The 17,174-nt window shown below is 70.3% G+C and carries 17 protein-coding genes; 2 read left to right on the top strand and 15 right to left on the bottom strand.

All coding sequences use genetic code 11. The features are described 5' to 3' along the window. A partial coding sequence (locus tag ACOADB_RS06755) for an error-prone DNA polymerase (RefSeq protein WP_378597195.1) occupies positions 1-2,963 on the bottom strand: 2,963 nt, incomplete at its 3' end. A 44-nt stretch (positions 2,964-3,007) separates the two neighbouring features. Continuing rightward, positions 3,008-3,349, bottom strand: coding sequence for a DUF2200 domain-containing protein (locus ACOADB_RS06750; protein WP_378597189.1), 342 nt, complete (start codon positions 3,347-3,349; stop codon positions 3,008-3,010). A 55-nt stretch (positions 3,350-3,404) separates the two neighbouring features. On the opposite strand from ACOADB_RS06750, the gene serA reads away from it, so the two are divergent. Then, positions 3,405-4,598, top strand: coding sequence for a phosphoglycerate dehydrogenase (gene serA, locus ACOADB_RS06745; RefSeq protein WP_378597188.1), 1,194 nt, complete (start codon positions 3,405-3,407; stop codon positions 4,596-4,598). A 9-nt stretch (positions 4,599-4,607) separates the two neighbouring features. On the opposite strand, the gene ACOADB_RS06740 is transcribed toward serA, so the two are convergent. Continuing rightward, on the bottom strand, positions 4,608-5,222 hold the full coding sequence (locus tag ACOADB_RS06740) for a GyrI-like domain-containing protein (RefSeq protein WP_378597187.1): 615 nt from the start codon (positions 5,220-5,222) through the stop codon (positions 4,608-4,610). A gap of 121 nt (positions 5,223-5,343) precedes the next feature. Between ACOADB_RS06740 and ACOADB_RS06735 the strand changes: the two genes are divergently transcribed. Next, entirely contained in the window at positions 5,344-6,639 is a 1,296-nt protein-coding gene (locus tag ACOADB_RS06735) for an AAA family ATPase (protein WP_378597186.1), read from the top strand. 3 nt (positions 6,640-6,642) lie between these two features. Here ACOADB_RS06735 and ACOADB_RS06730 read toward each other — a convergent pair whose 3' ends face one another. The 12 genes from ACOADB_RS06730 to ACOADB_RS06675 form a co-directional block, all read right to left on the bottom strand. Next, on the bottom strand, positions 6,643-7,236 hold the full coding sequence (locus ACOADB_RS06730) for a hypothetical protein (protein ID WP_378597185.1): 594 nt from the start codon (positions 7,234-7,236) through the stop codon (positions 6,643-6,645). A gap of 62 nt (positions 7,237-7,298) precedes the next feature. After that, complete coding sequence (locus ACOADB_RS06725) at positions 7,299-8,990, bottom strand: DNA polymerase Y family protein (protein ID WP_378597184.1); 1,692 nt, start codon at positions 8,988-8,990, stop codon at positions 7,299-7,301. A 10-nt stretch (positions 8,991-9,000) separates the two neighbouring features. After that, positions 9,001-9,585, bottom strand: a complete 585-nt coding sequence (locus tag ACOADB_RS06720) for a hypothetical protein (protein ID WP_378597183.1) — start codon at positions 9,583-9,585, stop codon at positions 9,001-9,003. A 58-nt stretch (positions 9,586-9,643) separates the two neighbouring features. Continuing rightward, the gene (der, locus tag ACOADB_RS06715; protein ID WP_378597182.1) at positions 9,644-10,999 is read right to left on the bottom strand and encodes a ribosome biogenesis GTPase Der; all 1,356 of its coding nucleotides are present in this window, start codon (positions 10,997-10,999) and stop codon (positions 9,644-9,646) included. Continuing rightward, a complete protein-coding gene (locus ACOADB_RS06710) occupies positions 10,992-11,687 on the bottom strand; it encodes a lysophospholipid acyltransferase family protein (protein WP_378597180.1) in 696 nt (231 codons plus the stop codon). Before ACOADB_RS06710 ends, der begins: the two co-directional genes overlap by 8 nt. Then, positions 11,684-12,373 (bottom strand): (d)CMP kinase, encoded by a 690-nt coding sequence (cmk, locus tag ACOADB_RS06705; protein WP_378597179.1) that lies wholly within the window; start codon positions 12,371-12,373, stop codon positions 11,684-11,686. The genes ACOADB_RS06710 and cmk overlap by 4 nt, the downstream gene beginning before the upstream one ends. A gap of 10 nt (positions 12,374-12,383) precedes the next feature. Next, entirely contained in the window at positions 12,384-13,463 is a 1,080-nt protein-coding gene (locus ACOADB_RS06700) for a prephenate dehydrogenase (RefSeq protein WP_378597178.1), read from the bottom strand. Further along, positions 13,463-14,230 (bottom strand): pseudouridine synthase, encoded by a 768-nt coding sequence (locus ACOADB_RS06695; protein ID WP_378597177.1) that lies wholly within the window; start codon positions 14,228-14,230, stop codon positions 13,463-13,465. The genes ACOADB_RS06700 and ACOADB_RS06695 overlap by 1 nt, the downstream gene beginning before the upstream one ends. Further along, positions 14,220-14,876: an SMC-Scp complex subunit ScpB gene (gene scpB, locus ACOADB_RS06690; protein WP_378597176.1), complete on the bottom strand. Its 657-nt coding sequence runs from the start codon at positions 14,874-14,876 to the stop codon at positions 14,220-14,222. Before scpB ends, ACOADB_RS06695 begins: the two co-directional genes overlap by 11 nt. Further along, positions 14,869-15,738 (bottom strand): segregation and condensation protein A, encoded by an 870-nt coding sequence (locus ACOADB_RS06685; RefSeq protein WP_378597175.1) that lies wholly within the window; start codon positions 15,736-15,738, stop codon positions 14,869-14,871. The genes scpB and ACOADB_RS06685 overlap by 8 nt, the downstream gene beginning before the upstream one ends. Positions 15,739-15,745: 7 nt before the next feature. Continuing rightward, positions 15,746-16,114 (bottom strand): hypothetical protein, encoded by a 369-nt coding sequence (locus tag ACOADB_RS06680; RefSeq protein ID WP_378597174.1) that lies wholly within the window; start codon positions 16,112-16,114, stop codon positions 15,746-15,748. Further along, a complete protein-coding gene (locus ACOADB_RS06675; RefSeq protein WP_378597194.1) occupies positions 16,099-16,974 on the bottom strand; it encodes a ParA family protein in 876 nt (291 codons plus the stop codon). Before ACOADB_RS06675 ends, ACOADB_RS06680 begins: the two co-directional genes overlap by 16 nt. Positions 16,975-17,174 lie beyond the last annotated feature (200 nt).

Genomic DNA, 17,174 nt, shown 5'->3' with positions numbered 1-17,174 from the left:
GCCGCCGTGAGGACCTCCCGGTAGTGCTGGATCGGGTGCACGTCGGTCGAGATCCGGGTCGCCCACAGGTCCGCGAGGGTGACCTCCATCGGGCTCATCCCCGGCAGCGTCGGCGGCCCCGGTGCGGGCGTGCTGCCCGGCAACTGGGCCTCGGTCTCGGAGTAGCCGGCCATCCACAACGCCTGCCGGCGATCCAGGCCGAACCCGTCGAAGGCACCGGCGGTGGCGAGCGCCTCGAGCTGGGAAGCCGTCAGCCCGGCTCGGCGCGAGAGATCCCTCAGGTCGTCGTACGGCGCCCGCTCGCGCTCGGCAACGATCCGGGCGGCGACCTCGCCCCCGATCCCCTTCACGGCATCGAGCCCGAGCCGCACGGCCAGCCCGCCGTCGTACCGAAGCTCGTCCACACCACCGGGCTCGCAGGGCTCCATGCCGGCCTGGGCGCCGGAGAGCGCGATGTCCGGGCGGCGTACCTCGACGCCGTGGCGGCGGGCATCGGCGACCAGCGACTGAGGCGAGTAGAAGCCCATCGGCTGGTTGCGGAGCAGCCCGGCGAGGAACACCGCGGGATAGCGCAGCTTGAACCACGAGGAGGCGTAGACGAGCAGCGCGAAGCTGAGGGCGTGCGACTCGGCGAACCCGAAGCCGGCGAAGGACAGGATCTTCACGTAGATCCCGTCGGCGACATCGCCGACGATGCCCTTGCGCTCCATGCCGGCGTAAAGGGTGTCCTTGACCCGCTCGATCCGCTCGACGCCGCGCTTGGAGCCCATCGCGCGGCGCAGCAGGTCAGCGTCGTCGCGGGTGCAGTCGCCGAGGACGACCGCCATCTGCATCAGCTGCTCCTGGAACAGGGGCACGCCGAGGGTGCGCTCCAGCACGGGGACCAGCAACGGGTGCTCGTAGGTCACCGGCTCGCGTCCGGTCTTGCGCCGGACGAAGGGGTGGACGGCGCCACCCTGGATCGGCCCCGGCCGAATGAGGGCGATCTCGATCGCGAGGTCGTAGAAGGACCGCGGCTTGAGCCGCGGCAGGGTGCCGATCTGGGCGCGGGACTCGACCTGGAAGACACCGATCGAGTCGGCGCGACCGAGCATGTCGTAGACCTCGGTCTCCTCCTTCGGAATCGTCTCGAAGGTCCAGCGCGTGCCGAGGTGTTCCTCGACCAGTCGCATCATGTGGTCGAGCGCGCCGAGCATCCCGAGCCCGAGCAGGTCGAACTTCACCAGCCCCATCGACTCGCAGCCGTCCTTGTCCCACTGCAGCACGGTGCGGTTGGGCATCCGCGCCTTCTCGATCGGACACACCTCGCCGATCGGGCGTTCGGTCAGCACCATCCCGCCCGAGTGGATGCCGAGGTGACGGGGCGCGCCCATCAGCTCCTCGGCGAGCGAGACCACCTGGGCTGGGATGCCGAGTCCCTTCTCGACCTCGCTCCCCCAGCCGTCGATCGACTTCGACCAGGCGTCCTGCTGTCCGGCCGAGAACCCGAGCGCCTTCGCCGCATCGCGCACCGCCATCCGCGGGCGATAGCTGACGACATTGCAGACCTGCGCGGCATTACGACGTCCGTAGGTCTCGTAGACCCACTGGATGACCTCCTCGCGCCGGTCGGAGTCGAAGTCCACGTCGATGTCGGGCTCCTCCTCGCGGTGCTCGGAGATGAACCGCTCGAACGGAAGGTTGTAGTAGACCGAGTCGATGGCGGTGATCCCGAGCGCATAACAGACCGCTGAGCTCGCCGCCGACCCCCTGCCCTGGCAGAGGATCCGCTCACGACGGGCGAACGCGACGATGTCGTGGACGATGATGAAGTAGCCCGCGAAGTCCTTGCGGTTGATGACGTCGAGCTCCTTCTCGATCCGCTCCCGGGCGGCCGCGGCATGCGGCAGGTGCGCATAGCGATTCGCGAACCCGCGCTCGGTCAGCTCCCGCAACCACGTGCTCTGCGTGTGACCCTCGGGAATCCCCTGCTTCGGCAGCCGCGGCGAGGCCTTGCGGAGGTCGAAGGCCAGCTCCTCAGCGAGTACGACGGAGCGGTGCACCGCGTCCGGACGGTGGGCGAAGCGGCGGAGCATCTCCTCACCGCTGCGCAGGTGGGCGCCACCGGAGAGGTCCAGCCAGCCGTCGAGCTCGGCGATGCTGCGCCGGGCACGGACCGCTGCCATCGCCGCCGCCAGGCGCCGCTTCTCCGGCGTCGCGTGGTGCACGTTGCCGGTCGCGACCACCGGGATGCCACGGTGGTCGGCGATCCGGGCGAGCAGGTCGTTGGTCTCGTCGGCGCCGGGGTGGTCGCTGACGATCAGCTCCATCACGACGTGCTCGCGCCCGAACCGGTCGACGAGGTCGTCGAGTGCGATCGCGGCCGCGACGGGACCATGGTTGCTGAGGGCTTGCCTGACCGCCCCCTTGCGACAACCGGTCAGGACCAGCCAGTGGCCACGACCCTGTTCGGCGAGCTCGTCGAGGTCGTGCGCCGGGCTGCCCTTCTCCGGCGCACGCAGCCCTGCCTCGGTGATCGCCCCGGAGAGCCGGTGGTAGCCCTCCACACCGCGGGCGAGCACGAGCAGGTGGCTGCCGGCGGGGTCGGGGACGCCGTTCTGGGAGCTGGTCAGTCCGAGGGTGAGCTCGGCGCCGTACACGGTCGGGAGGGCGTAGTCCGTGCCTGCTTCGGCGAACAGCGGCGCACCCGCGAACCCGTCGTGGTCGGTGAGGGCGAGACCGGACAGGCCCAATCGCACCGACTCCTCGATCAGTGCGCGTGGAGAGCTTGCCCCGTCCAGGAAGCTGAAATGGCTGTGGCAGTGCAGCTCCGCGTACGGCGTCGCCTGCTCGGGTCGCGTGATCCGCTCGGGTTCGGCGCGCGGCTGCTTGCGCCGCGAGACCGGCGCTTCCATCGCCGGCGCACGACCGGACAACCGGCGCTCGAGCTCGCTCCACGGGACCGGTGGGTTGTTCCAGCCCATGACTCCAATCTAATCGAACACACGTTCGAACTCAAGGAGGGGGCTCAGCTCCGCAGGACCTTCTCCATCGCCTTGCCCCTGGCCAGCTCGTCGACCAGCTTGTCGAGGTAGCGGATCTTCTGCATCAACGGATCCTCGATCTCCTGGACCTTGATCCCGCACACCACCCCGGTGATCAACGACGCATTCGGACTGAGCCTTGCCGCAGCGAAGAAGTCCTCGAAGGTCGTCTCCGCGGCCAGGTGCGCGTTCAATTCAGTCTCGTCGAAACCGGTCAGCCACTCGATGACCTGGTGCAGTTCGGCGACGCTGCGGCCCTTCTTCTCCACCTTGGTCACGTAGTGGGGATAGACCGACGCGAAGCTGATCGTGAAGATCCTGTGCATCCACAGGAGGCTAGCGCTTCGCGCCACGGCACCTCGGCGCCGTACGGTGTGCACCGTGAAGGCTCTGCTGCTCGAAAACATCCACCCCGCCGCCGTTGAGGTCCTCGAGGGCCGCGGCTACCAGGTGGAGGTGCAGTCCGGAGCGATGTCGGAGGACGAGCTGCTCGCTGCCCTGGTCGACGTCGACCTGCTGGGCATCCGCTCCAACACGACCGTCACGACTCGCGTGCTCAAGGAAGCCCAGGGCCTCCAGGCCATCGGCTGCTTCTGCATCGGGACCTCCCAGGTCGACCTCGTCACGGCGGCCGAGCTCGGCATCGGCGTGTTCAACGCGCCGTACTCCAACACGCGCAGCGTCGTGGAGCTCGTCATCGGCGAGATCATCGCCCTCGCCCGTCGCCTGCCGGAGAAGATCCAGCGGATGCACGACGGCCAGTGGGACAAGTCGGCCCGCGGCAGCCACGAGGTCCGCGGCCGCACGATCGGCATCGTCGGGTACGGCAACATCGGCACCCAGCTCTCGACCGTGGCCGAGGCACTCGGGATGAGCGTGGTCTTCTACGACAACGCCGACCGCCCGGCCCACGGCAACGCCCGCCGTGTCCGCACGCTGACCGAGCTGCTCCAGGTCGCCGACGTCGTCAGCCTCCACGTCGACGGACGACCGGGCAACGCCGGCTTCTTCGGGGCCGACGAGTTCGCGGCCATGAAGCCGCGCGCCCTGTTCATCAACGCCTCACGCGGCATGGTCGTGGACTACGACTCCCTGCGCGACCATCTCCAGTCCGGCCACATCGCCGGCGCGGCCGTCGACGTCTTCCCCACCGAGCCGAAGGCGCAGGGCGACCCTTTCGACTCGGTGCTGCGCGGCCTCGACAACGTGATCCTGACCCCGCACATCGGCGGCTCCACCCAGGAAGCACAGGAGGAGATCGGCTGGTTCGTCGCCGAGAAGCTCACCCGCTACGCCCTCGAGGGCAGCACGGCCCTGTCGGTCAACCTCCCCCCGGTGCAGCCTCCCGCGTTCACTTCCGGCCACCGCCTCGGCTTCCTGCACCACAACGTCGCCGGCGTCCTGGCCGAGCTGAACGCCGCGTTCGCCGCCGCTGGCGACAACGTCATCGACCAGCACCTCTCGACCAGGGACCACCTCGGGTACGTCGTCAGCGACACCTCGGAGCCCTTGTCGGCCGAGACGCTGGAGATCCTGAGCCGCTCCGAGCACTGCGTGTGGGCGCGCGCCTGGTAGCTCCGGGCCTCAGCCCCGTCGCACCGGTTGGCGAAGGATCGTCCGCAATCTCGCCGGCTCCACCCGCCGCGGGTCGCTCAGGTAGATCTCGTGGTGCTTGCCCGTCAACGCATACCCGCCCGCCGGGATGAAGTCGTCGTGCATCGCGGCAAGGACGGGAGCCTCGTCGTCGTACGACCCGACATGGAGGGTCTGGACGCAGGTCCCCTCCTCCAGCGTCTCCAGTCGCACCTTCTCCAGAGCGGCCGGGCTGCCCTTGCGACGCACCTCCGCCACCGCGGACTCGAAGTGCTCGGGTGTGATCCAGTCCGGCGTGAGGATCATGGCGGTCCACTCCCACTGCGACTTGTCCCGCGCTGACGTGAACGACGCCATGTCGTCGGCCCACCACAACGCCTCGAGCGGCGGGACGACGTAGTCCCTGTCGAGGCCGACCTTGCTGGCGAACTTGAGCGTGTAGGCGACGGGGTACAGGGCGGCGAGCGCGTCGGCGTACTCCTGCGCTGTGTTCGGGTCGCCGCGGCCATCGACCATCAGGTACTGCAGCGTCGGGACATCGATGACGCGGAACACCCCCACCCGGGCACGGTAGGAGTCGAGCTCGCGCTTCAGGTCGAGCTTCATGTCGGACCCCCGGATAACCATTGGCGTGTGACGGCGACTCGGACGCACACTAGCCAACTGTGCCGCGGCGACTCAGCCGCACACGACATCCGTTCCGACGCACGCAACAAGGTGGTGAGACATGACTGACATCGACGCGATCGACCTCCTCACGGAGGCACCCAAGCCTGCCCTTCGAGCCCTGGCCGACGCCATCGACCGCGAGTTCGAGCGGCGCGACCCGGTCCTGCCCACGCCTTACGAGTACGCCGCCAAGGCGCTCGGCGTCGACACCGCCGAGCTCATCGTGCTCAGCGAGATGCCGGCGCCGCCGGTCGCGCACGCCGTCGGCCACTGGCTGCACAAGGCCCAGACGCGATGGAGTCTCGACCACGTCGGCGCGGTCCCGAGTCGCCCGGCCATCACCGAGACCGTGCCGGCCGCGTCCGGCGACGTGCAGGCCTTCTCCGCGGCGATGGTCGTGCTGCCGGCCGGGACCCTGGCCGCCGTACCGGTCGTGGTCCGGATCGCTCCGGACCGCTACGGCCCCGACGTGGAGCTGATGGGTCGCGCCCAGGACAGCCCGCAGCTGCCCGAACTGTTCGAGGGCTTCCTGCGGACCTGTCGCACCACCGAGTCGCCGTACCGTCGCGGTGCCTACCGGGTCAGCTCGAACAACGCGGGGCTGGTGCTCCAGCGGTGGACGACTCCCCCGGCGTCCCGCGACCTGCTGAAGCTCGACGACTCCGTGTGGCACACGGTGGACCGCCGGGTGCACCGCGTCCTCGAGCTCGCCGACGACCTGAAGGCACGCGGCCTCGGCACCAGCACGGGTCTCCTGCTCGTCGGCCCGCCCGGCACCGGCAAGACGCAGCTCGGCACGGTCGTGGCCAGCGAGCTCGTCGGTACGACGTCCGTACTGGTCCCCGGCACCTACGTCACCGAGCACTACCTCACCGAGCTGTTCGACCTGGCCGCCGACCTGTCGCCCTGCCTCATCCTGATGGACGACCTCGACCTGATCGCCGGCGAACGCGGGCAGACCAACCCGCACCGGCTGCGGGAGTTCCTCAACGTGATGGACGGCGGACTCGCCGACCGCACGGGCGTGGTGGTCATCGCCTCGACCAACGACCACCGCAAGATCGACAAGGCAGCGCGGCGTTCCTCGCGCTTCGACACCGTCATCAAGATGGAGCCGCCCGGGCTCGACGGACGCCGGGCGATCCTCGAGCGCTACCTCGTCTGGTGCGACGCCGCCCTCGACCTGGATGCCGTGGCCCGGGCGACCGACGGCGCGACGGGCGCGGACCTCAAGGAGCTGGTGCGCGCGGCCGTGCTCGAAACGGCGGACGACGTGACGACCGCTGCGCTGCTCGCCCAGGCAGCCGCAGGGCCGTGGCGTGCGGCGGCTCCGGCCGCAGGCCACTACCTCTGAGGATCAGTCCTTCAGGGCGCGATCGATCTCGGCGATCAGGCTGACGCGTGCCTTGCCAGTCGCTTCCCGGCCACGGACCTGGCGCAGTTCTGCAGGAGTGAGACCGGCCAGCAGCGGACGGATCTTGGCGATGCTCAGGTCGGCGAGGCCGGGGATCGGGTCGTGCTGCACGACGGTGAGCTTCGCGTCCGCAGCACCTGCCGTCGCCTTGCCCGCCTTGTCCTTGCCCTTCTTGGCCTTCTTGCCCTTGTCCTTCTTGCCGGGCTTCGAGCCCTGGCGGACCTTGTCGACGAGCTTGTTCGCCGTCGCCATCACCGGGGCGGCGGCGGTCGACAGGCCGGCCTCGATGTTCTTCCGCGTCTCGACCCGGACCGTCTCCAGGACCTCGAGCAACGCCTGGGTGTAGGCCTTGCTGGTGCTCACCAGCTGATCGATCAGCTTGTCCGCCTCGGCACGACTCAGCGATCCCCGCGTGACGAGGTCGTCGACGACGTCCTGCAGCCGGGTCATCTGGATGGTGACGCTGTGCTCGAGCGCGCCGCGAAGCGCCTTGAGGTTCTTGGCACCGGGGATCAGGTCTGCGTTCTTCTTCGCCATGGGGAGCCTCCTGGGTTCGATTGCTCCGCAGCGTAGACCTGTCGGAGCGCGCCACGCGAGGGTCAGTCGTACGCCGCCTCGACCTCCCACCTGCCGTGGTCTCGAGACGGTCGCTGGGCGACCTCCTCGACCAACGGGAGCGAGCTCCACTTCAGCAACCACGCCCGTCCGTCGACCCCGACGACCTGGAAACGCGCAGCTCGCCCACCCGAGTCGACACCCACCCACCAGGACTCGTCCACCGGCCAGGGGCCGGCCCAGGACGCCACCGGCATCCGTGGCAGCGCACGACGACCGGACGACGGGCCGATCCGGAACTGCCACGGCTCACCCGTCACCACGCCCCGGCCGGTCACTGCGACCAGCGCGCCCGCTTCGTCGACCACCTCGGCCTCGAGCGGGTCGGCGAACACCCGGGTCGGCGCCGGTCCGGGGATCCGGCCCGGCCACGGCCGGTCCACCGGTCGCAGTCCGGTCACCCGCTCCCCCCACGGCACCATCGCCTGCCGGTCGGCCGCACCACGGCCGCCCTGGAGGACGGGGACCCGGACGGCGTCGTACCCGACCATGGCCTGGACGCGCGCGACCCCACGCACGACCTGGTCATCGGCACCACCACCCCACAACCCGTCGGCGTGGTCACCGGCCGGTTCGACGACCTCGGGCAGGAAGCGCAGCAACATGACCGGCGCGCTGATCGTCTCTCCGAGGGACTTGCGACTGCGCAGGCCGGAGCCGGCCATCCCGGCCTGGAGCTGCCAGTGCACCCGGTCGACGAGGTCGCGCGAGGTGAAGCAGCGCGGGTGCAGCCAGGTCCGGGCCGACACGGCGACGCCGACGGACCCGACGGATTCGAACTCCGCCTCGATCCGCACCCCCGTCGCCACCAGCTGCCGGTTGGCCAGCCCGGCAATGAACCGCTCGGCCGTCGTCCGGGCACTGAAGGTGACCGCCTCTGCCGAATCGAGTGGCGGTTCGAAGGAGATCTCGCAGGCCAGCTCGGGCGGCGGGGTCCGCGAGGCGAGGCGGGTGACCTCGGCCCCCTGCACCCGGCGCCAGACCTCCACGCCGTACGCACCGAACCGGTTGCTGATCTCCCCGGCAGCGAGCGCCGCGAAGTCGCCGAGCAGCACCAGCCCCAGCCGGCGCAAGAGGTCGGCGAGCTCGGCACCTTCGGGACCGTCATCGGCCAGTACCGTCACCGGCTGGCCGCGCAGGAACGCTGCCGACTCCCCCGGCGGTACTGCGACACAGTCCTGCGGTGTGGCCTGTCGGGCCGCCCGTTCAGCGGTGTAGAGGTCATCGGCGACACCGAACCGGCAGTCCCACACCCCCACGCCCACCAGGTGCTCGGCCAGCAGCGCCGCAGCCGCCTGTTCCCCGCCGACTCCGGACCGGGCGAAGTAGCGCCCCGGCGCCGGAACGGCCAGCAGTCCCGGACGGATCGGCGCGACCCCCGGCCGCACCTCCTCCACCGCCACCAGCACCGGCTCGAACCAGCGGGCGTCCCGGTCCGGATTGGCCGCGAGGAGCACCACGTCGGGGCAACGCGCCTGGGCATCGCGGCGCCGCTGGCCGCGTCGTACGCCTTCCGCACGAGCGGCGGCGTTGCAGACCACCACCTTGTTGTTCGCGAGTACGACGGCCGGCGCTGCCGTCGTCGCGGCGGACTCCTGCGCGGTCGACCCGTCGGCGAGCTCGAGCATCCCGGCCGTCACCGACCAGTCGGGGCACCAGACCACCATGGTCCGCATCAGCCGACCATCAGGACAGCACCACCGCAGAGCGACCGGCGACTGCCGCACCCCGCCGTACGACGATCTCGACCCGGCGTTCACGCAGTCGGCCACGACCGTGGCCGATGCCCTCCCAGGTGGTGTTCTCCGAGGTGAGGCGCGCCTCGCAGCGCGGCCAGTCGCCCTGGACCACCAGCACCCCGGAGCGGGCCCGGAGCCGGGCGTCGAGGATCGAGGCGGACTTGGCGTCGACCACACCGGTCGGGCGCAGCACGACGACCTTCAGCACGTCGACGAGCGCAGCGGTGACCTCCAGCCAGTGCTCGCCGGGCGAGGGCACCAGCACCGTGCGGGACAGCGCGATCCCGTGTTGCTGCGCGGCCTCGACCCCGAAGTCGTCCCAGCCGGCGAAACCGACCCATTCACCGGCCTGCGAAGCACCCGCGGCCAGCGCCATCCCGAGGGTCGCGGAGTCGACGCCGTAAACCCCACCGGTGCGCAGCTGCACCAGGCCGTCGAACATCGCCAGGGTCGGGACGGTCAGCCTGCTCGGACCACCCTGCAGGGCAGTGATCCGCCCCCGGAGCTGGTCGACGACGGCAGCTTGACTCACTCACCCATGTTCGAACATTTGTTCGAACGATGCAAGTGCTCGTCCAGCGGTGGAAGGACTAGGTGCGCTTGCGCTTCTCGCGCGCCTGGACCTTCATCTCGATCGGCGTGCCGACGAAGCCGAACTCCTCACGCAACCGGCGCTCGATGAAGCGCAGGTAGCCCGCGTCGAGCGGGCCGGACGTGAACAGCTTGAAGGTCGGCGGCGCGGACTGCACCTGGCTGCCGAACAGGATGCGCGGCTGCTTGCCACCGCGCACCGGGTGCGGGTGCTCGGCGACGATCCGGCCGAGGAACGCGTTGAACGCGCCGGTCGTGATCCGGGTCTCCCAGCCCTCGATGGCCTTCTCCAGCGCCGGCACCAGCCGGTCGATGTGCCAGCCGGTCAGCGCGGTCAGGTTGATCCGCGGCGCCCACAGCACCTGGACCAGGTCGCGCTCGATCTCGCGGTCGAGGAAGTAGCGACGCTCGGCGTCGACCTTGTCCCACTTGTTGAAGGCGATCACGAGCGCCTTGCCGGCCTCGCGCACCTCCTGGAGGATCCGCATGTCCTGCTCGGCGACCGACTCGCTGCCGTCCAGGACCAGCACGCAGACCTCGGCCCGCTCGATGGCAGTCGAGGTGCGCAGCCAGGCGTAGTACTCGTGGCCCGAGGCCTCCTTGACGCGCTTGCGGATGCCGGCGGTGTCGATGAAGCGCCAGGACTTGCCGCCCATGTCCACGATCTCGTCGACGGGGTCGACGGTCGTGCCGGCGACGTTGTCGACGACGGAGCGCTCCTCCCCCGCAAGCTTGTTCAGCAGCGAGGACTTGCCGACGTTGGGGCGACCGACGATCGCGATCCGGCGGGGACCGCCGATCACCTCGTCGCTGGCCTCCGGCGCCGGAGGAAGAACCTCGAGCACGGCGTCCAGAAGGTCGCCCGAGCCACGACCGTGCAGGGCCGAGACCATGTGCGGCTCGCCGAGGCCGAGGTTCCACAGGCCGAACGCCTGGGCCTCCGCCCGCTCGTCATCGACCTTGTTGGCCACGAGGACGACCTTCTTGTCGGCCCGGCGCAGCACCTTCACGACGGCCTCATCGGCGTCGGTGATGCCGATCGTCGCGTCGACGACGAACAGCACCGCGTCCGCGAGCCCGACCGCGATCTCGGCCTGCGCACGGATCCGCTCGGCCATGCCGCGGGCGTCGGGGTCCCAGCCGCCGGTGTCGACGAGCGTGAAGGCACGGCCGTTCCACTCGGCGTCGTACGACACCCGGTCACGGGTCACGCCGGGGATGTCCTGCACGACTGCCTCGCGGCGGCCGATGATCCGGTTGACCAGCGTGGACTTGCCGACGTTCGGCCGTCCGACGACCGCGAGAACGGGCACGGTCGTGCCCACGGGTGCCTGTGTCAGGTCGTCTTCACTCATCACGGTCTCCTTGCGGGAGCGGACCGGGCAGGGTCCGCCCTGTTTCGTCGAGGGCATCGGCGAGCCCGCTGCGCATGTGCGCACGCAGGGCGGCCGACGTCAGACGTACATGGTCTCGCGTCCGGGGCCAAGGCACCGCATCGACGACCATCGGTTCCCCGACGACGATCTCGATCCGTGCCCCCTTCGGGGGCAGCGAGCCGCTCGAGCCACCCGGTTCGCGGGTCCCGAGGAAGGTCAGGGGTACGACGGGAGCGCCCGTCACGAGCGCGAGGTACGCCGCCCCGGAGTGGAAGGCGGAGTCGAAGTCACCCGAGCCGCGGGTGCCCTCGGGGAACACCCCCACCGGGTGCCCGGACCGGAGCACGTTGACGGCGCTGCGGATCGCTGCGGGGTCGTAGTTGAAGCGGTCCAGCCTGATCTGGCCGGCCCGGTGCAGGAACCGGCCGAGCAGGCCCTTGAACATCTCCTGCTTGGTCAGCGCATGGACCTCGCGCGGCGCGAAGATCGACATCAGCGGTCCGTCGATGAGGCCGACGTGGTTGCCGGCCACCACGACCGGCCCCGTCGCAGGGAACCGTTCGGGATGGACCACACGGACGTCGTACCGACGGCGGATCAGCCAGGCCGCGGCCGGGCGGGCGCGTACCAGCAGCCACCGCGGCGGGGTCGGGACGTCGCTGCTCAAACTCGCTCCGTCACCAGCCCCACCACCAGGTCGACGACCTCGTCGAGCGACAGGTGGGTGGAGTCCACATGGATGGCGCCGTCGGCCATGGTGAGCGGAGCCACCGCGCGGCCGGAGTCGATCCTGTCGCGCGCGAGCAGGGACTCCTGGGTCGCGGCGACGTCAGCGCCACCGGCCTCGAGGGCGCGGCGGGTGGCCCGGGCGCTGGGGTCGGCGGTGAGGTAGATCTTGACCTCGGCCCCGGGCCACACCACGGAGCCGATGTCGCGTCCCTCGACGACGATGCCACCGGCACCGATGATCTCCCGCTGCAGGTCGACCAGGCGCGAGCGCACCTCGGGCACGGTGCTGACCGGGGAGACCGCCCCGTTGACCGCATCGCTGCGGATCTCGACCGACACGTCGGCACCGTCAACGGTGATGGTGGGGTCGAGCGGGTTCGTGCCGGACTCGAGGACCGGGGTCAGGGCGGCGGCCGCAACGGCGGACGCGTCGTGGACGTCCACCCCGTTGTCGAGCATCCACCAGGTGATGGCGCGGTACTGCGCACCGGTGTCGAGGTAGCGCAGGCCGAGGCGGTCGGCGACCGCCCGGCAGGTGCTGGACTTCCCCGAACCCGAGGTGCCGTCCACCGCGACCACGACGGTCTGGTGGGCGGAAAGGTCTGCATCAGTGGGGACGTTCACGGCCCGCAGACTACCGGTGAGTCACCCAGCCGTTCGACTCCAGAGCGACCCGCAGCTCCTCCGCGCGCGTCTCGATGACGTCGAGCTCGACCAGTCCGACCGGGCGTCCGGGGTCGTGGTCGATCCGGACGTCCTCGATGTTGACCCCGCTCGCACCCGCGTCGGCGAAGAGCCGGGCGAGCTCGCCCGGGTGGTCGGGTACCGCGACCCGGACCGCTTCCATCGGCTGCGGCGCAGCGCCGTGCTTGCCCGGAATTGCGCGGGTTCCCGCCTGGCCGTAGGCCAGCAACGACTCGAGTCCGACCCGGTCCTGGCCGGCCACGGCCTCCAGCACCAGGTCGAGTCGCTCGCGGACCTCGCCGAGCAGCGCAGCCACCGCTTCCGCGTTGCCGCCGATGATCTGGCTGTAGAGCCGCGGGTCCCCACCAGCGACGCGGGTGACATCGCGCACACCCGTGCCGGACAGGGCGAGATGGGCCGGCGTCGCGCCCGCCAGCGTGCCGGCGACGAGGGCGGCCATCAGGTGCGGGACGTGCGAGGTGCGGGCCACGGCCCGATCGTGCTCCTGGGGCGGCAGGTGCACCGGGACGGCGCCACACACCCGCACCAGCGCCTCGACGACGTGGACGGCGGCCGGAGTCGCGTCCGGGCCCGGCGTGATCGCCCACGGCCGGCCGTCGAACATCGCCGCGCTCGCCGACAACGGCCCGGAGTGCTCCGTGCCGGCCATCGGGTGGCTGCCGACGTAGCGGCTGACCGCCGGGTGGCTCGCCACGGCGTCGAGCGGCGCACCCTTCACGCTGCCGACATCGGTGACGATCGTGTCGGGTCCCGCGGCATCGAGCGTCAGCCGGATCGCACCACCCAGCGCGTCCGGGGGTACGGCGACCACGACCAGCTGCGGGACGTCACTCACCTCGCGGGGCCGGCCGGCACCGAGTCCGGACGCGGTCCGGACATGGTCGGGCGCGGCATCGGTCAACAGCACCTCGAGTCCTGCGCGGCGGCAGGCCAGCGCGATCGACGTGCCGATCAGGCCGGTGCCGATGATCTCGACCGGCCCGGTCAGGGCGGAATCGTGCTCACCCATCACAGACCGACCAGGTCGAGGAGCTCTCCGAGCTCGTCATCGCTGAGCTCGCGGGTCGTCCCGGTGGCGAGGGTGCCGAGCTCGATCGGTCCGAACTTCGTGCGGCTCAGCTGCCGCACGGGGTGGCCGACCTGGTCGAGCAGGCGACGCACGATCCGGTTGCGTCCCTCGTGGATGACCAGCTCGATGATCGAGCGGTCCGCGGTCGCACCGAGGATCCGGGCCCGTCGTACTTCCACGGGACCGTCGTCGAGCGTCACGCCCGCCAGCAGGTCGGCGACCGTGTTCTTCGAGATCCGCCCGGTCACCTCGGCGACGTAGGTCTTCTCGACCTCGAAGGACGGATGCGCCATCCGGTGGGCGAAGTCGCCGTCGTTGGTGAGCATCAGCAGCCCGGAGGTGTCCGTGTCGAGGCGTCCGACGTGGAACAGCCGCAACGCCGGGTCCGCCGCCAGGATCTCGCTGAGCACGTCGGTCAGCGTCGTGCGGCCCTGGGGGTCCGACATGGTGGACACGACACCGCGCGGCTTGTTCAGGACGAGGTACATCTGGTCGGACACCGGTGGCAGCCGCTTGCCCGACACCTTGATCACCGCGGTGCGCGGGTCGACCTTGGTGCCGAGCCGGGTGATGACCTCGCCGTCGACCTCGACCTCGCCGTCGAGCATCAGCTCCTCGCACTTGCGGCGCGAGGCGACGCCCGAGGTGGCGAGCAGCTTCTGGAGGCGGATCAGGCCGTCCTCGTCGACTGCGATGTCACGCGCCATCGGTGTCGGCCTCCGACTCGGGCTCGGGCTCGGGTTCGACCGGCTCTGCTGCCTGCGGTGCTCCCTGCGCCGTGGCCAGCTCCTCTTCCATCTCGGCGAGGTCGGGCAGGTGCGGCGCCAGGTCGGGCAGCTCGTCGATCGAGACGATGCCGATCCGCTCCAGGAAGTACGACGTCGTGCGGTACAGCGTCGCACCGTGCTCGCCGTCCTGGCCGGCCTCCTCGACCAGCCCGCGGCTGATCAGCGTCCGCATCACGCCGTCGACGTTCACGCCACGCACCGCGGAGACGCGGGCACGCGACACGGGCTGCTGGTAGGCCACGACCGCCAGCGTCTCCAGCGCGGCCTGCGTCAGGCGCGCCTGCTGGCCCTCGAGCACGAAGCCCTCGACGACCTGCGCGAACTCCTCGCGGGTGTAGTACCGCCAGCCACCGGCGACATTGCGCAGCTCGAAGCCACGGCCCTGGTCGTCGTACTCGGCAGCAAGGGCGGCCAGGGCAGCGGCGACCTCGGCAGCCGGGTAGCTCACGGCCGTGGCGAGGGTGAGCTCGTCGAGCGGCTGGTCGGCCACCATCAGCACGGCCTCCAGCGCGGGGCGCAGGGCCGCGAACGGCACCGGCAGTGCTTCTTCGACCTGGTCAGTCATCAGTCTTCTCTCGTGCCTCGGAACGGTCCTGCTCCTCGGGTGGGAGCGCGCCGTCGAATTCGTCGGTGATCACGTCGTCCACGTCGACCGTGTCGTCGCCGGTCCAGCGCACCGTGAGCTCGCCCAGGGGCGTCATCTGGTCGAACGCGACGACACCTTCGCGGAACAGCTCCAGCAGCGACAGGAACCGCGCCACCGTGGTCAGGGTGTCGGGGGAATCGCCACACAGCGCCCGGAAGGTCATCGTCCCACTGCGGCGCAGCCGGTCCATGACGACGGCACCCTGCTCGCGCACGCTGACCGTCGGCGCGTGGATGTGCTGGAGGTTCAGCTGCAGCTCGGGGCGCGGCTGCATGGCCTTCGCGGCGAGGGCAGCGAACTGGTCGAGACCGATCCCGATCAGCACCTCCGGCAGCAGGCCCGCGAACCGGTCCTCCAGCCCGACGGCACGCGGGTAGCGGCGCGCCTCCTCCTGCAACCGGCGATCCATGAGCGACGCCACCTGCTTGTACGCCCGGTACTGCAGCAGCCGGGCGAAGAGCAGGTCCCGGGCCTCGAGCAGCGCAAGGTCCTCCTCGTCCTCGACATCGCCCTGCGGAAGCAGGCGCGCTGCCTTGAGGTCGAGCAGGGTCGCTGCGACGAGCAGGAAGGAGGTGGTCTCCTCCAGGTCGCCGTCGTCGGGCAGCCGCTTGATGTGCGCGATGAACTCGACGGTGACCTCGGCCAGCGCGATCTCGGTGACGTCGAGCTTGTGCTTGGAGATCAGGCTGAGCAGCAGGTCGAAGGGGCCCTCGAAGTTCGACAGGCGAAGTTCGAACCCACCGCCCGTCTCGCTCATCTCGGGCGACTCTGCCTCACTCACACCTGCATCATGACTCACGCAGGCGCCTGACCAGCGCGGAGTCCTCTCCCCCGGACTCGAGCTCGGCGAGGACCAGGTGCAGGGCCTCCCGAACGATCCGCCCACGATCCACGGCCAGGCCGTGGTCGCCGCGCAGGGTGAGCCGGGCCTTCTCCAGGTCCATCAGCTCGCCGGCGGTGACGTAGACGGTGATCTTCTCGTCGTGCCGGACCCGTCCACTGGGTGCCTTCTGCGGCGCCGCATCGGCAGTCCCGGTGATCGACTGGGGTGCGTCGGGGACGGCACGAACCTTGCCGCGGCCGGGGCGTGTGTCCTCCTCGCTGGCGGTCGGACGGAAGAGGTCGTCGGCCGTCGGCAGGCTCACACGTCGAGACACCGCAGCGCCACCTCCTTCGCCAGCTGGCGATAGGCCTCGGCACCCGAGGAGCCCGACGCGTACGACGTGATCGGCTCACCGGCGACGGTCGAGTCGGAGAACTTCACGGTACGGCGGATGACGGTGTGGAACACCTGGTCGCCCCAGGCCGACACCAGGCGCTCGAGGACCTCACGCCCGTGCAGGGTGCGGCCGTCGAACATCGTGCCGAGCACGCCGTCGACCTCGAGGGCCGGGTTGAGGCGCTCCTTGACCTTGTCGATCGTCTGCTTGAGCAGCGCGACACCACGCAGCGCGAAGTACTCGCACTCCAGCGGCACGATCACGCCGTGCGAGGCCGTGAGCGCGTTGACCGTCAGCAGGCCGAGCGAGGGCTGACAGTCGATGAGGATGACGTCGTACCGCTCCAGGGCCGGGGCCAGCACGCGCTGCAGGGTCTGCTCGCGGGCGACCTCGTGCACCAGCTGCACCTCGGCGGCCGACAGGTCGATGTTGGAGGGCAGCAGGTCCATGCCCGGGACGCCCGAGGGCACCACGACGTCGTCGATGGTGGTCTGGCGGTCCATCAACAGGTTGTAGACCGAGCGATCCATCTCGTGCGGGTTGAGCCCGAGGCCGACGGACAACGAACCCTGCGGGTCGAAGTCGACGAGCAGCACCTTGCGGCCGAACTCAGCCAGCGCAGCACCGAGGTTGATCGTGGTCGTCGTCTTGCCGACGCCACCCTTCTGGTTGCACATCGCGATCACGCGCGCGGGACCGTGCTCGGTGACCGGCTTGGGCGTCGGCAGCACCGGCATCATGCGACCGGTGGGGCCGAGCTTGCCCGTGGACTCCATCACCGGGGACACGCGCGTCATCGCGGTCTCCACGGGGAAATCGACGGGGAACTGCAACGTCGTGGCTTCGCCACCGTCGACGTCATCGCCTGTACCGAGCGGGATGTCGCTTCCCGAAGCCGGGATGCGCGTCCTCGGCGGCATGTCGGGTGCACTGGAACCTCCGTAGAAACCGACCATTGCCCTCACCTTTGTGTCATCTGCGGTTGCGGGCCCCTTCC

Origin of the sequence: Nocardioides sp. CPCC 206348 (genome assembly GCF_048654705.1) — a bacterium.
Classification (GTDB): domain Bacteria; phylum Actinomycetota; class Actinomycetes; order Propionibacteriales; family Nocardioidaceae; genus Nocardioides.
The sequence above is the reverse complement of the archived record's forward strand: the minus strand, read 5'-3'. Positions and strand labels throughout refer to the sequence as shown.